Source organism: Luteimonas salinisoli (assembly GCF_013425525.1).
Classification (GTDB): Bacteria; Pseudomonadota; Gammaproteobacteria; order Xanthomonadales; family Xanthomonadaceae; genus Luteimonas; species Luteimonas salinisoli.
Genome location: NZ_JACCKA010000094.1, coordinates 79,286 through 93,223, shown reverse-complemented (window position 1 = coordinate 93,223; position 13,938 = coordinate 79,286). Strand labels below are relative to the sequence as shown.

Here is a 13,938-nt window from a genome sequence, read left to right as displayed (position 1 = left end):
CGGCTCAGGCCTGCTCGGCTTCGCGCGCCTTCCTGGCGGCTTCGCACTTTTCGCAGAAGGGAACGCCGCTCTTGGCGGCTTCCGTGAGCGTCGCCGCCTGAGGGCCAAGGGCAGTTTGTCTCGAGCCGGCGGCAGCGAATTCCGTGACTTCGCCCGGCTTGGCCTTGTCGGCTTCGGCGGGCGCCTTGGGGGCGGTGGGCGCGCATCCGGCGCCGCTGCCGGCGCTGCCGCCGGCGTTGAGCATGACCATCGTCCCCTGGATGAACACGCCAGCTGGATTCAGGTTGATGAAGTTGCTGCCGACCTTCAGAGTCAGGCTCGCCCCGGATTCCAGAACGAGATTGACGCCGGCCTTGAGATGGATCTCCATCCCGGCGTCGAGCGCGTGCTTGACGCCGACCTTCTGCTGGAGGTCGACGCCTGCGTTCAGCGAGACGGTTCCTTCCACCTTCTCGTTGCGGTCGCCCTTGACGGCGAGGTGCTTGTCGCCCCCGACCTCTTCCAGCTGATCGCCCTCGACGATCAGGTGGCGGTCTTTTCCGATCCACTCCAGCGAATCGTTCTCTACGCGGTTGTCCTGGTTGCGCTCGGCATGGACGAAGAGCTGCTCGCTGCCCTTCCTGTCCTCGAAACGCAGCTCGTTGAACCCGCCTCCGCCCTTGCAGGAATAGGTCTTGAACGTGGACTTGGTGGCCTCGGCCGGCAACTCGTACGGCGGCATGTTCTCGCCGTTGTACAGGCATCCGACCACGATCGGCTGGTCCGGGTCGCCTTCCAGGAAGTCGACCAGGACCTCCATGCCAATGCGCGGGACGAACATCGTGCCCCATTGCCTGCCGGCCCACATCTGCGCCACGCGCAGCCAGCACGAGCTCTTGTCGTCGGCCCCTTGGGCACGATCCCAGCGGAACTTGACCTTGACGCGGCCGTACCTGTCGGTGTGGATCTCCTCGCCGGCCGGGCCGACCACGACGGCGGTCTGCGGCCCATGCGCGCGCGCGCGGGGCGTGGCGAGCGGCGAGCGGTACTGCACGGCGTGCGGGATGCAGGAGAAGCTGTTCTGGTAGCCGCTCGGGCGGCCCATGCCGAGGTTGTTGGTGCCGTTGTGCCGCACCGAGGTGAGCAGGTACTCGGTGTTGAACGTGTCGTCCACGTGGTCGATCAGGACGAACCTGTGGCCCGCGCTGAGGATGCGCACGCGGCTCTCGCCGTCCAGCGTCTCGTGGCCGGCTTCCTCCGCCTCCATCATCACCCGCGCGAGCGCCTCGCCGCGCCCGCGCTCCACGTAGCCGCCCGGATGCACGAAGCGTTCGTGATTGGCGATCTCGGGCAGCTGCACGATCGTATCGACGGTCACCTCGAGCTCGGTGCCCGGGCCGGGACGCTCGAAATCGTAGTCGCGCAGGACGAAGCGGCCGGTGTGGGTCTGCTCGCGCCGCATCAGCCGGGTGATGCTGTCGTAGTCTTCGGCCCGCGCCTCGTCGTGGAAGGGCAGCTCGGCCGGGTCCAGCTGCGGATTGTGGTCGCGATTGTCGGTGAGGATCAGCTGCTCGGCTGCCGGCTCGTGGCGGAAGAAGTAGTAGATGCCGGCGCGCTCCAGCAGGCGGGAGACGAAGTCGTAGTTGGTCTCCCGGTACTGCACGCAGTAGGTCAGGGGCGGGTGCTCGCCGGAGAGCTGCAGCTCGTAGTCGCTGAAGCCGAAGTCGGCGAAGATCGCCTCGACGATCTCGGGGATCGAGCTTTCCTGGAAGATGCGCGAGTCCTCGTGCTGCAGCAGCTGCCACAGCCAGGGCACCAGGTCGCATTCGTAGCCGAACAGCTCGCCCTCCGCGCCTTCGGCCGCGCGCATCCTGCCGGTGCGGACGAAGCGGGAGACGATGCCGGTCCAGAACCGGTCGCCGTCCCAGGTCTCCACCCGCAGCGTCGCCCGCTTGCCGATCAGTTCGTCGGGCCGGACGTCGGCGCGGTCCGAGACCAGCTTGAACTTGAATGCATAGGGCCTGGACAGCGACTCGCCGCCTTCCATCTCGTGAATCAGCAGCGCGTCCTCGCCGAGCGGCGTGTCGAGGACGAACATGCGGTGTCCGGTGGAAAGCGGCATCTCGATGATCGGGGCGGTGCGCGGCGCGAGTCGCGTCGCCGGATATCGTGCGCGGGACGTGTCCGGGTTCCCATCGTCGAGATGGCCTAGTCCATACGGGCTAGGGTTGCCGGAAGCGCAAAGCTTGAACCGCGTCGCTATTCATGCGTCCGCGCGGCCGCCGCGCCGCGCTAGCCTGTCGCGGGGGATCCGCCGACAAGGAGAAGACGTCATGACAACCCGCATCCGCAGGACCCTGCTCGCGCTCGCCGTCACCGCCGCCGTGCTGTTCGTGGCCGGGACCGCGTTGGCGCGCTACCCGATCCTCGGCCAGGAATGGGCCGAATGGACCAAGTACGATAGCAACGGCAACGCCATCGGCGGCGGCCGCATCGAGTGCGATGGCTATATCGCGACCTGGGGCGACGCCGGGCCGCCGCGCGCCATGGTCATCTATCCTTGCCACTGAAGTGGCGCACCGGGGCGGCCGCAGGCCGCCCCTTTCGTTTTCGCCGGCAACCCGACAGGAGGACGTCCGCGTGCCGCACCAACCAGCCAGCCGGCCCGGCCGCGAAGGCCGGGAGCGGGTGATCCTGCTCCACGGCCTGTGGATGCCGGGCGCGGCGATGCTCTGGTTCGCGCGGCGCCTGAGCGAGCTTGGCTACGCGCCCGCGATCTTCGGCTACCGCAGCATCGTCGGCCGCCCGGAGGCCGCCGCCGCCCGCCTGGCCGCGTGCCTGCGCGCCGGGCCGCCGGCGCATCTGGTCGGGCACAGCCTTGGCGGGATGCTGGCGCTGGATGCGCTGGCCACCATTCCCGGCCTGCCGGTGCGGCGGGTGGTGTGCCTGGGGGCGCCGGTCTGCGGCAGCGGCGCGGCCTCGGCGCTGTCGCGCCGTGCGTTGACCGCGCTCTACATGGGCCGCAGCGGCGCGATCCTGCGCCGCGGCTGCGCGACGTGGCCGGCGCAGGTCGAGGTCGGGATGATCGCCGGCCGGGTGCCGCGCGGGCTCGGCGCGCTGCTGGCGCGGTTCGACGGTCCCCACGACGGCACGGTGGCGGTGGCCGAGACCCGGCTCCCGGCCCTGGCCGACCACGTCGTCGTCGACGCCAGCCACAGCGGCCTGCTGTTCTCGCGCCCGGCTGTCGGGCAGACCGCGGCCTTCCTGCGCGAGGGCCGGTTCCGGGCCTAGGCCCGCCTCGCGCGGTGCTGCCCGCGCTCAGCTGCCGATGCCGTGCTCGCGCAGCAGGCCGGAGATGTCGAAGCGCCAGAGATTGCGCGAGCCGTTCAGAGGATCCTCGAGGCTGCGCTGCAGTCCGGCCAGGTCGCGGCGGGGCGTGGGATACGTCGCGGGTGCGGGGCGCATGCTGGTGACGAAGATCTCGCCGAAATCGCGCCCGATGGCCGGCGCATTCTCGAGATAGCGGGTGTTGATCTCGGGTCCGAGATGGATCGGGGCTCCCCAGCCGCCGTCGTCGTCGCGAAAGACGATATAGATGTCCGCCGAGCCGAGCGAATCGCCTTCGTTGCCGGCGAACAACAGGAAGCGTTCGCGGGGGTCGATCGCCGGATCCATGTGGTTGCCCTCGAGCCCGACACCGATCTCGAGCCGCTGCGGCGCGCCGTATCCGTCGCCGGTCCACGGCGCCATGTAGATCTGGTAGGCCCGGCCGGCGTCCTCGCGGTGCGCGGAGAAGTACAGATTGCCGTTGGCGGCGACCGAGGGATTGAAGACCATCGGCACCCGGTTGAGCTCGGCGTCGATCCGCACCGGTTCCCCCCAGCCGGCGTCGTTCCTGTCGACGTACCAGATGTTGGCGCCGGGAAACGTCTGGCCGTTCATGGTCGCGGTCAGGCTGGCGCCCCCGTCGGTGGCCGGGCGGTTGGAGACGAAGAACAGGCGTTTCCCGTCCGGGGACACGTGCGGCTCGGAATCCTTCCACATGCCGGAGAACGGGGCCACGCGGACCTCGCCGTAGCCGTCCCGCAGCCGCCTGGCGGAGAGGATGGTGGTCTGGCTGGAGGCGAAGTCCCCGCGCGTGAAGTAGACCGTATCGCCTTCCGGCGTGAATGCCGCCGAGGTCTCGTTGAACGGGCCGGAGACGACGCCCGGGGCGAACAGCTCGCCGGCGAAGCCCTTGCCGGCGGCCAGCAGCAGGCAGCAGGCGAGGATGGCGCGCGGCAGGCGCGGCCCTGTGGGACGAAAAGAAATAGCGGTCATCGGCTTCGCTCCGGGCGGCATCGCCCACGGATAAGAGGTGGGAACGGCCGAGAATGGCGGTCGGCGGGCATGGCAACCAGTGTCGAAAGTAGCGGCGCCGCGCCGGCAGGGCCCGGGCGCCGGGCCGGAACGCCTATAATCTGCGCCGGTTCCCGGCTAGACGATTCGCGCATGGCAGGTCATTCCAAGTGGGCCAACATCCAGCACCGCAAGAACGCCCAGGACGCCAAGCGGGGCAAGGTCTTCACCAAGCTGATCCGCGAGATCTCGGTGGCTGCGCGCAGCGGCGGCGGTGACCCGGCGGGCAATCCGCGCCTGCGCACGGCGATCGACAAGGCGCTCGGCGCCAACATGACCAAGGACGTGGTCGAGCGCGCGATCAAGAAGGCCACCGGGGAGCTGGAGGGCGTGAGCTACGAGGAGATCCGCTACGAGGGCTATGCCCCGGGCGGGGTGGCGGTGCTCGTCGACTGCCTCACCGACAACAAGGTGCGCACCGTCGCCGACGTGCGCCACGCCTTCAGCAAGTTCGGCGGCAACCTCGGCACCGACGGGTCGGTGGCCTTCATGTTCCGCAAGCTCGGGGTGCTGAGCTTCGCCCCCGGCGCCGACGAGGAGCGGGTGACCGAGGCCGCGATCGAGGCGGGCGCCGACGACGTGGTGGTCTATCCGGAGGACGGCGCGATCGACGTGCTCACCATACCGGACGCGTTCGAGATGGTGCGCGACGCGATGGCCGCCGCCGGGTTGGGCGCCGACCGGGCCGAGGTGACCTGGCGCGCCGACAACGATGTGTCGGTGGAGGGCGAGACCGCGCAGCAGGTGGCCAGGCTGCTGGACTGGCTGGAGGACCTGGACGACGTGCAGGACGTGTACTCGAACGCCGAGCTCGGCGAGGATGCGTATGCGTGAGGGTAGGGAATCGGGAATCGGGAATCGGGAATCGCAGAAGCGGGAGCCCGCGTCCGATGCCGGGTTCGCCGAACCGACCCACGGGTGTCCGTCACCACCGCTGGTCGACGCCGCGTGATGCACGCCCCCCCACCCGGAACTTTCCAATCGCGGCAGTCCCCGGACGTTTGCTCCGGCGCTTCGGTGCGGATCATGGGCATCGACCCGGGCTCGCAGCGTACCGGCGTGGGGATCATCGACGTCGATGCCGGCGGCCGCGCCACGCATGTCTTCCATGCGCCGGTGCAGCTGCTGGCGGCGAAGGACTTCCCGGGGCGGCTGCGGCTGCTGCTCGACGGCCTGGGCGAGCTGCTCGACCGCTACCGGCCGGACGAGGTCTCCATCGAGCAGGTGTTCATGGCGAAGAATCCCGATTCCGCGCTCAAGCTCGGCCACGCCCGCGGCGCGGCGATCTGCGCGGTGGTGATGCGCGACCTGCCGGTGCACGAGTACGCCGCCAAGGAGATCAAGCTGGCGGTGGTCGGCCGCGGCGGCGCCGACAAGGCGCAGATCCAGCACATGGTCGGGATCCTGCTGAACCTGCAGGGCAAACTGCAGGCCGACGCCGCCGACGCGCTGGCCGCCGCGATCACCCATGCGCACGTGCGCGCCAGCGCCGGACGACTGGGCGTGAGCGCGCGCGAAGCCTGGGGGCGCAAGTGACGGGAATCGGGAATCGGGAGTCGGGAATGGCAAATGCAGAAGGCCGAGCGGCCAGGACAGCCGTGCATCGAGGTGCGGGGAACGCGAACCGCTTTTCCGATTCCCCATTCCCGACTCCCCATTCCCGGACCCGGAGGGTCCACCCATGATCGGACGTCTGCGCGGCACCCTGATCCACAAGCAGCCGCCCTGGCTGGTCGTCGACGTGCACGGCGTCGGCTACGAGCTCGAGGCGCCGATGAGCACCTTCTACGACCTGCCGCAGCCCGGCAGCGAGGTGTCGCTGTACACCCACTACGCGCAGAAGGAGGATTCGGTGTCGCTGTACGGCTTCCTGCACGAATCCGAGCGGCGCCTTTTCCGCGACGTCCAGCGGGTCAGCGGGATCGGCGCGAAGATCGCGCTGGCGGTGCTGTCCGGCGTATCGGTGGACGAGTTCGCGCGGCTGGTGCAGGCCGGCGACGTGACCGCGCTGACGCGGGTGCCGGGGATCGGCAAGAAGACCGCCGAACGCATGGTGGTGGAACTGCGCGACCGCGCCGCCGACCTGGCCGGCGCCGGCGGCGCGATGTCCACCGGGACAATCGCCTCCGATCCGCTGTCGGAGGCGACGATCGCCCTGCAGCAGCTCGGCTACAAGCCAGCCGAGGCGCAGAAAATGGCCAAATCCGCGGCCGCGGACGGCGACAGCGCTGAAATCATCATCCGAAAAGCGTTAAAGTCCGCGCTTCGCTGACAGCCCCCACCTGTCGCCACGGCCGCAATGTCCAGTTCCAGTAGCAGTTCCGTGCGCAATCAGCCGCACGGCCACGGCAGTATCGGGTTGTTCGGTCTGGCCGTCGGCGCGATCGGCGTCGTCTTCGGCGACATCGGCACCAGCCCGCTGTACACCATCCGCGAGGCGTTCGCGCCGCACTACGGCCTGGTCGCCGACCACGACACCGTGCTCGGCGTGCTGTCGATGATCTTCTGGTCGCTGATGCTGGTGGTGACCACCAAGTACGTCACCATCATCCTGCGCGCCGACAACGACGGCGAGGGCGGGATCATGGCGCTGATGGCCCTGGCCCAGCGCTCGCTGCCGAAAGGGGGCAGATCGGCCTATCTGGTGGGCATCTTCGGCATCTTCGGCGCCTCGCTGTTCTTCGGCGACGGGGTGATCACCCCGGCGATCTCGGTGCTCTCGGCGGTCGAAGGCCTCGAGGTGATCGCGCCGCAGCTGCACGATTGGATCGTGCCGGTCTCGCTGCTGGTGCTGGTCAGCTTGTTCGCCACCCAGCGCTACGGCACCGCAGTGGTCGGGCGCGTGTTCGGGCCGGTCACAGCGATCTGGTTCCTGACGATCGCGGTGCTGGGCGTTGTCAACATCCTGCACGAGCCCGAGGTGCTGCGGGCGGTCAATCCCTGGTGGGCGGCGCAGTTCTTCGCCAATCACACCTGGGGCGGCATCTTCATCCTCGGCGCGGTGATCCTGGCGGTCACCGGCGGCGAGGCCATCTATACCGACATGGGCCACTTCGGCGCCAAGCCGATCCGCTACGCCTGGTATTTTTTCGTGCTGCCTTCGCTGATGTTGAGCTATCTCGGCCAGGGGGCGCTGGTGCTCGAGGATCCGGCGGCGATCCGTAATCCGTTCTATCTCGGTGTGCCGGACTGGGGCCGCATCCCGATGCTGGTATTGGCCACGGCGGCGACGGTGATCGCCTCGCAGGCGGTGATCACCGGCGGCTTCTCGGTGGCGCGGCAGGCGATGCAGCTGGGCTACATCCCGCGCATGAAGATCCTGCATACCTCGCGGGAGACCATCGGGCAGATCTACATCCCCGCGATCAACTGGTCGATGATGGTGGTGGTGATCGCGCTGGTGCTCGGTTTCCGCAGCTCCTCGGCGCTGGCTACGGCCTACGGCGTGTCGGTATCGATGACGATGCTGATCGACACCGTGCTGCTGGCGATCGTCGCGCGCGCGCTGTGGCCGCGCTGGCGTCGCTGGGTGCTGCCGATGTGCGCGTTGTTCCTGGTGGTCGATGTCGCCTTCGTCACGGCCAATGTCGCCAAGGTGCTGCAGGGCGGCTGGTTCCCGGTGGTGCTTGGCATCACCCTGTTCACCCTGTTGCGCACCTGGCGCCGCGGGCGCCAGGTCCTGCGCGAGGAAATGCAGAAAGAGGGCATCCGCCTGGATACCTTCCTGCCGGGGCTGATGCTCGCGCCGCCCACCCGCGTTCCGGGAACGGCGATCTTCCTGACCGCGGACAAGGGCGTGGTGCCGCACGCGCTGATGCACAATCTCAAGCACAACAAGGTGCTGCACGAGCGCAACGTGTTCCTCACCGTCGAGACGCTGAGCGTGCCCTACTCGCACAAGCGGCTCAAGATCGAGGAAATCGGCGACGGGTTCCACCGGGTGCTGATCCGCTTCGGATTCATGGAGACTCCGGACGTGCCGCTCGCGCTGATGGGCAGCGGCGACATCGAGGGCGCGATCTGTTTCGATCCGATGGACACCACCTATTTCACCAGCCGCGAGACCGTGATCGCGGCCGCCCGCCGCGGCATGCCGGTCTGGCGCGAGCGGCTGTTCGCGCTGATGCACCGCAATGCGGCGCCGGCCTCGGGGTTCTTCCGTATCCCCGGCAACCGGCTGGTGGAGCTGGGGACCCAGGTGGAGATCTGAGGCGCCGTGATCTTCAAACCAACGCCGCGAATTTCTCCACCAGCGGCGTGGCCCCGGACACGATCAGGATGTCGCCGTCCTCCACGATGGTGTCGGCGCGGGCATAGGTGAAGTCGTTGCGGCCCCGCTTGAGGCCGACGATGGTGATGCCGTGGCGCGTGCGCAACGCCGATTCGCTCAGGGTCTTGTCCACGGCCTCCCGCGGGGCCAGCGTCTTGGCGATCGCGAAACCGTCGTCGAACTCGATGAAGTCGATCATCCGGCCGGTCACCAGGTGCGCGACCCTTTCGCCCATGGCCGCTTCCGGGTAGACGACATGGTGGGCGCCGGTCCGTTCGAGGATGCGCCCGTGCTTGGTGCTGGTGGCCTTGGCCCAGATGTCGGCCACGCCCAGTTCCTCGAGCGCCAGCACGGTCAGCACGCTGGCCTCGATATCGCTGCCGATGCCCACCACCGCGCGGCCGAAATCGCGCAGTCCGAGCTGCCGCAGCGCCTCGGTGCTGGTGCTGTCGGCCTGGACCACATGGGTCAGGCGGTCGGACCAGCGCTGCACGATGTCCGGGTTCTCGTCGATGCCGAGCACTTCGTGCCCCAGATGCAGCAGCGACGACGCCACGGCGCCGCCGAAGCGCCCGAGGCCGATGACGGCGACGCTGCCGGTGTGGTCGCCGGAGTGCGGTGTCCTAGCCAACGATCGGGCGCTCCTCGGGATAGCGAAAGACCTGCTGGTGCCGTCGCAGCGCCAGCGCCGTGACCAGGGTCACCGACCCGACGCGGCCGACGAACATCAGCGCGATCAGGATACCCTGACCCGCCGGCGGCAGCTCGCCGGTCACGCCGGTCGACAGGCCGACGGTGGCCGAGGCCGAAATCGCCTCGAAGATCGCGTCGTGCACCTCGAGATCGGTCACGCTCAGCAGCGCCAGGGTGCCGAACGCCAGCACCGTCAGCGCCATCAGCACCACCGCCAGGGCCAGGCGCAGCGCCTGGTGCGGGATCCGCCGCCTCGCTACCACGGTGTCCCCGCTGCCGCGCACCTCGGCCCATACCGCGTAGCCCAGCAGCATGAAGGTCGTGATCTTGATGCCGCCTGCCGTGCCCGCGCTGCCGCCACCGATGAACATCAGCGCCCAGTTGACGGCCTGCGTCTCCAGGTGCATCGAACCCACGTCCATCGTGTTGAACCCCGCCGTCCGCGCGGCCACCGAGTGGAACATGGCGCCGAGGGTGCGCGATCCGGTGTCCAACGCGCCCAGGGTCGCGGGGTTGTTCCATTCGTAGGCGCCGATCAGCAGCGCGCCGCCGCCGATCAGGATGGCGCTGCCGAGCAGGGTGAGGCGCGTATGCACCGACCATTGGCGGAAGGCGGTCGGTCTGCGCCGCAGTTCGTTGAGGACCGGGAACCCGAGCCCGCCCAGCAGAACCGCGAGGGTGATGGGCACGACTATCAAGGCATCGGACGCCCAACCGCTCAGGCTGTCGCTGCGGGTGGAGAAGCCGGCATTGTTGAACGCCGACACGGCGTGGAAGAACCCCTCCCAGAGCGCCGTGCCCCACGGCTGGCCGTAGGCGAAGTGCAGGCGCAAGGCCAGCGCGGCCGTGGCCAGCGCCTCGACCGTCACCGTCACCAGGATCACCATGCGCAGCACCTCGCCGACGTCGCCCAGCTGCAGGCTGCGGGTCTCGGCCTGTGCCGCCAGTCGGGTCTGCAGGCCGAGCCGCCCGGCCACCAGCAGGCCGAGCAGGGTGGCGCCGGTCATGATGCCGAAGCCGCCGGCCTGGAACAGTCCCAGGATCACCCACTGGCCGAACAGCGACCAGTACAAGGGCGTGTCCTCGACGATCAACCCGGTCACGCAGACCGCGGACGTCGAAGTGAACAACGCGGTGAGCAGCGGCGCCGAGCCCGCTCCGGCGCGCGCGGCCGGCAGCATCAGCAGCACGGTGCCGAGCGCGATCAGGCCCAGGAAACCGAGCGGGATCAGCCTGGCGGGATGATGGATGCCGTGACGCAAGGCGCGACTCCGGCGCGGCGCGGCCGCGAGGGCGCGCATTGTGCCATGGGCGGGCGTGCTGCCCGCGCGGGCGGCTCGCCGCTGCGCTGGAGGGCCGCGCCGACTAGGACGAGTCCCGCCGCGGGTTCGACCCCGCGATCTACCGGCCCAGGCATTGGTCGAGATTGCGGACCGCACCATCTCATCGCCGTGCACGCCACCCTGCACCGGCAGGCGCGATCATGGAGCGCCCGTCCCGTCGGTCCGGCCATGATTCCCTGTTCGATCCTCGACCTCGCGCCCGTCACCGAGGGCAGCGACATCGCCACCGCCTTCGCCAATTCGCTGGACCTGGCGCGCCACGCCGAGCGGCTGGGCTATCGCCGCTACTGGCTGGCCGAGCACCACAACATGCCCGGCATCGCCAGCGCCGCGACCGCGGTGCTGATCGGTCACATCGCCGGCGGCACCTCGACCATCCGCGTGGGTGCCGGCGGCATCATGCTGCCCAACCATGCCCCGTTGCAGGTGGCCGAGCAGTTCGGAACCCTGGCGTCGCTGTACCCCGGCCGCATCGATCTCGGCCTGGGCCGCGCGCCCGGCACCGACCAGCCCACCGCGCGGGCGCTGCGGCGCTATTTCGACAGCGCCGACGCGTTCCCGCAGGACGTCGCCGAGCTGCTGCGCTTCTTCGCGCCGGCGCAGCCCGGGCAGCCGGTGCGTGCGGTGCCCGGCGCCGGGATCGAGGTGCCGGTATGGCTGCTCGGGTCGAGCCTCTTCAGCGCCCGGCTGGCCGCGGCCATGGGTCTGCCGTTCGCCTTCGCCTCGCATTTCGCCCCGGGAGCGCTCGACGAGGCGCTGGCGGTGTACCGGCGCGAGTTCCGACCTTCGCCGCACCTGCAGCGGCCGCTGGCGATGCTCGGCCTCAACGTGGTGGCCGCCGACAGCGAGGCCGTGGCGCGGCGGCTGTTCACCACCCAGCAGCAGAGCTTCGTGCGCCTGCGCCGCGGCCGGCCGGGGCTGATCCCGCCGCCGATCGACGATATCGAGGCGTTCTGGTCGCCCGCTGAGAAGGCGATGGTGGAGCAGGCGCTGGCCTGCGCGGTCGTCGGCGACCCCCGCCAGGTGGAGGAGGGAGTGCGGGCCTTCGTCGCGCGCCACCGGCCCGACGAGTTGATCCTGACCGCCAACATCTTCGAGCATGGCGCGCGCCTGCACAGCTTCGCCCTGGCGGCCGCGGCCTGCGGCCTCGCGCCGGCCGCGTAGGGCGCTCGCCGGAAGCTCTCGACGGCGGGCGATCGTCGGTCGCGGCCCCCCTCGCTTCTGCATCCGGTTCTTCCCCCTGCGGGAGCGACGGGCGGTCGCGACGCCGCCAACGCGACCCCCCAGGCCCCGGCCCCGCGTCGCTGGAAGGAGTCGCGACTCCCGCCAGCTCCCCACCTTCTGGCCTTGGCTTCTGTGAGAGCGACGGCGGTCGCGACGCCGCGAACCGTGGCAGCGAGCGCATGCCCGTTAACCGCAGGCCCAACCCTGCGGCGGCCACGCTCGCCGCGCTCCCCGGCCCGTGCGACCATACCGGGATGACCGAAGAGCGCATCATCGCCGCCGCGCCGACCCGCGAAGACGAGGCCGTCGAAGCCTCGATCCGGCCGAAGCGGCTCGACGAGTACCTCGGTCAGCAGCCGGTTCGAGACCAGCTCTCGATCTACATCGAGGCGGCGAAGCAGCGCGGCGAGTCGCTCGACCACGTGCTGATCTTCGGCCCGCCGGGGCTGGGCAAGACCACCCTCAGCCACGTCATCGCCAACGAGCTGGGGGTGAACCTGCGGGTGACCTCGGGCCCGGTGATCGAGAAGGCCGGGGACCTGGCCGCGCTGCTGACCAACCTGCAGCCGCACGACGTGCTCTTCATCGACGAGATCCATCGCCTCTCGCCGGTGGTCGAGGAGGTGCTGTACCCGGCGATGGAGGACTTCCAGATCGACATCATGATCGGCGAGGGCCCGGCGGCGCGCTCGATCAAGCTAGACCTGCCGCCGTTCACCCTGATCGGCGCCACCACCCGCGCCGGGCTGCTGACCGCGCCGCTGCGCGACCGCTTCGGCATCGTCCAGCGGCTGGAGTTCTACAGCGCTGCCGAGCTGACCCGGATCGTGCGGCGTTCCGCGCGGATCCTCGGCATCGACTGCGCCGCCGAAGGCGCCACCGAGATCGCGCAGCGCTCGCGCGGCACCCCGCGCATCGCCAACCGCCTGCTGCGGCGGGTGCGCGACTACGCCCAGGTGCGCGCCGGCGGCCGCATCGACTGCGAGGTGGCGCATGCGGCGATGCAGATGCTCAAGGTCGATCCGGAGGGCTTCGACGACCTCGACCGCCGCCTGCTCAATCTGATCATCGAGAACTTCGACGGCGGCCCGGTCGGGGTGGATTCGCTGGCCGCGGCGCTCAGCGAGGAGCGCGGCACGCTGGAGGACGTGATCGAGCCCTACCTGATCCAGCAGGGCTTTCTGGTCCGCACCGCGCGCGGCCGCATGGCCTCGCAGAAGGCCTACCGGCACCTTGGGCTGCCGCCGAAGCGGGAATCGGGAATCGGGAATGGGGAATCGGAGCAGCTGTTTTGACCGGCCCTTCCGGCGCACGGCGGCGTTGTAGTCTCGGCCACGTACAGGAGCGTCGCTCTTGATCTCCGATTCCCGATTCCCGATTCCCCATTCCCAGCCGTTCAGTTGGCCGACACGTGTCTATTGGGAGGATACCGACGCCGGAGGCGTGGTGTACCACGCGCAGTACCTGGCCTTCCTCGAGCGCGCGCGAACCGAATGGCTGCGGGCGCTGGGGCACGGCCAGGAACTTTTGCGCGGGTCCCACGATCTGGTGTTCGCGGTGCGGGCGATGCGGATCGATTTCCGCAAGCCGGCGCGGCTGGACGACGCACTGCAGGTCTCGGTGGCGCTGCGGGAGTGCCGACGCGCCAGCCTGGTGATCGACCAGGCGATCGAGCGCGACGGCGAGCGGCTGCTCGACGCCGAGGTTCGGGTGGCCGCGCTGGACGCCGGCCGGTTCCGTCCGCGCGCGATCCCGGCGGCGCTGTACCGGGAACTGCAGCCGCTGCAGGTCCGGCCGGCCTGAACGAGGATGTCCAGGCCGGAGATTCCATTGGCGCCCGCTCCGCCGCGGCGGGGCGGGGCGCTTCGTTGGCGGGCGGTGCACGGCACCGGCCGCGATTGTCGAATTCCTGACCCAGGAGCGGATGCATGACCCCACTTTCGATGTTGCTGCAGGCCACGCAGGTCGAGCCCCTGCCCGAGGAGGCCACGGCCAGCGCCACCGAGCTGGCCGCCGAGACCGGCGCCGCGG

At 69.7% G+C, this 13,938-nt stretch carries 13 protein-coding genes; 9 read left to right on the top strand and 4 right to left on the bottom strand.

Annotated elements, in window-relative coordinates; translation table 11 throughout:
• Window positions 1-4 precede the first annotated feature (4 nt).
• A complete protein-coding gene (locus H0E84_RS19565) occupies window positions 5-2,101 on the bottom strand; it encodes a type VI secretion system Vgr family protein (protein ID WP_180680337.1) in 2,097 nt (698 codons plus the stop codon).
• 211 nt (window positions 2,102-2,312) lie between these two features.
• Here H0E84_RS19565 and H0E84_RS19560 point away from each other — a divergent pair, with 211 nt between their 5' ends.
• Window positions 2,313-2,549, top strand: a complete 237-nt coding sequence (locus H0E84_RS19560) for a DUF6289 family protein (protein ID WP_180680336.1) — start codon at window positions 2,313-2,315, stop codon at window positions 2,547-2,549.
• A gap of 118 nt (window positions 2,550-2,667) precedes the next feature.
• Complete coding sequence (locus H0E84_RS19555; RefSeq protein ID WP_180680392.1) at window positions 2,668-3,270, top strand: esterase/lipase family protein; 603 nt, start codon at window positions 2,668-2,670, stop codon at window positions 3,268-3,270.
• A 27-nt stretch (window positions 3,271-3,297) separates the two neighbouring features.
• On the opposite strand, the gene H0E84_RS19550 is transcribed toward H0E84_RS19555, so the two are convergent.
• Window positions 3,298-4,299: a TolB family protein gene (locus tag H0E84_RS19550; protein ID WP_180680335.1), complete on the bottom strand. Its 1,002-nt coding sequence runs from the start codon at window positions 4,297-4,299 to the stop codon at window positions 3,298-3,300.
• 171 nt (window positions 4,300-4,470) lie between these two features.
• Between H0E84_RS19550 and H0E84_RS19545 the strand changes: the two genes are divergently transcribed.
• From H0E84_RS19545 to H0E84_RS19530, 4 genes are all read left to right on the top strand, one after another.
• Complete coding sequence (locus H0E84_RS19545; protein WP_180680334.1) at window positions 4,471-5,211, top strand: YebC/PmpR family DNA-binding transcriptional regulator; 741 nt, start codon at window positions 4,471-4,473, stop codon at window positions 5,209-5,211.
• A gap of 192 nt (window positions 5,212-5,403) precedes the next feature.
• The gene (gene ruvC, locus H0E84_RS19540) at window positions 5,404-5,913 is read left to right on the top strand and encodes a crossover junction endodeoxyribonuclease RuvC (protein WP_257644321.1); all 510 of its coding nucleotides are present in this window, start codon (window positions 5,404-5,406) and stop codon (window positions 5,911-5,913) included.
• A 145-nt stretch (window positions 5,914-6,058) separates the two neighbouring features.
• Entirely contained in the window at window positions 6,059-6,649 is a 591-nt protein-coding gene (ruvA, locus tag H0E84_RS19535) for a Holliday junction branch migration protein RuvA (RefSeq protein ID WP_180680332.1), read from the top strand.
• A 27-nt stretch (window positions 6,650-6,676) separates the two neighbouring features.
• Complete coding sequence (locus H0E84_RS19530) at window positions 6,677-8,587, top strand: potassium transporter Kup (protein ID WP_180680331.1); 1,911 nt, start codon at window positions 6,677-6,679, stop codon at window positions 8,585-8,587.
• 13 nt (window positions 8,588-8,600) lie between these two features.
• Here H0E84_RS19530 and H0E84_RS19525 read toward each other — a convergent pair whose 3' ends face one another.
• Both H0E84_RS19525 and H0E84_RS19520 read right to left on the bottom strand, forming a co-directional pair.
• Complete coding sequence (locus tag H0E84_RS19525) at window positions 8,601-9,278, bottom strand: potassium channel family protein (protein ID WP_180680330.1); 678 nt, start codon at window positions 9,276-9,278, stop codon at window positions 8,601-8,603.
• On the bottom strand, window positions 9,271-10,602 hold the full coding sequence (locus tag H0E84_RS19520) for a TrkH family potassium uptake protein (protein ID WP_219339848.1): 1,332 nt from the start codon (window positions 10,600-10,602) through the stop codon (window positions 9,271-9,273). The genes H0E84_RS19525 and H0E84_RS19520 overlap by 8 nt, the downstream gene beginning before the upstream one ends.
• A gap of 249 nt (window positions 10,603-10,851) precedes the next feature.
• Here H0E84_RS19520 and H0E84_RS19515 point away from each other — a divergent pair, with 249 nt between their 5' ends.
• The 3 genes from H0E84_RS19515 to ybgC all read left to right on the top strand — a co-directional run bounded on the left by H0E84_RS19515 (window position 10,852) and on the right by ybgC (window position 13,710).
• The gene (locus tag H0E84_RS19515; RefSeq protein WP_180680329.1) at window positions 10,852-11,847 is read left to right on the top strand and encodes an LLM class flavin-dependent oxidoreductase; all 996 of its coding nucleotides are present in this window, start codon (window positions 10,852-10,854) and stop codon (window positions 11,845-11,847) included.
• Between the two features lie 314 nt (window positions 11,848-12,161).
• A complete protein-coding gene (gene ruvB / locus H0E84_RS19510; protein WP_180680328.1) occupies window positions 12,162-13,202 on the top strand; it encodes a Holliday junction branch migration DNA helicase RuvB in 1,041 nt (346 codons plus the stop codon).
• A gap of 58 nt (window positions 13,203-13,260) precedes the next feature.
• Window positions 13,261-13,710 (top strand): tol-pal system-associated acyl-CoA thioesterase, encoded by a 450-nt coding sequence (ybgC, locus tag H0E84_RS19505; RefSeq protein ID WP_180680327.1) that lies wholly within the window; start codon window positions 13,261-13,263, stop codon window positions 13,708-13,710.
• The last annotated feature ends 228 nt before the right edge of the window (window positions 13,711-13,938 follow it).

Bases quoted from the DNA above. Each gene is read 5' to 3' on its own strand.
- ruvA (WP_180680332.1), top strand. From the start codon at position 6,059: ATGATCGGACGTCTGCGCGGCACCCTGATCCACAAGCAGCCGCCCTGG.
- H0E84_RS19515 (WP_180680329.1), top strand. From the start codon at position 10,852: ATGATTCCCTGTTCGATCCTCGACCTCGCGCCCGTCACCGAGGGCAGC.
- ruvC (WP_257644321.1), top strand. From the start codon at position 5,404: ATGGGCATCGACCCGGGCTCGCAGCGTACCGGCGTGGGGATCATCGAC.
- H0E84_RS19560 (WP_180680336.1), top strand. From the start codon at position 2,313: ATGACAACCCGCATCCGCAGGACCCTGCTCGCGCTCGCCGTCACCGCC.
- H0E84_RS19565 (WP_180680337.1), bottom strand. From the start codon at position 2,101: ATGCCGCTTTCCACCGGACACCGCATGTTCGTCCTCGACACGCCGCTC.
- H0E84_RS19545 (WP_180680334.1), top strand. From the start codon at position 4,471: ATGGCAGGTCATTCCAAGTGGGCCAACATCCAGCACCGCAAGAACGCC.
- ruvB (WP_180680328.1), top strand. From the start codon at position 12,162: ATGACCGAAGAGCGCATCATCGCCGCCGCGCCGACCCGCGAAGACGAG.
- H0E84_RS19530 (WP_180680331.1), top strand. From the start codon at position 6,677: ATGTCCAGTTCCAGTAGCAGTTCCGTGCGCAATCAGCCGCACGGCCAC.
- H0E84_RS19550 (WP_180680335.1), bottom strand. From the start codon at position 4,299: ATGACCGCTATTTCTTTTCGTCCCACAGGGCCGCGCCTGCCGCGCGCC.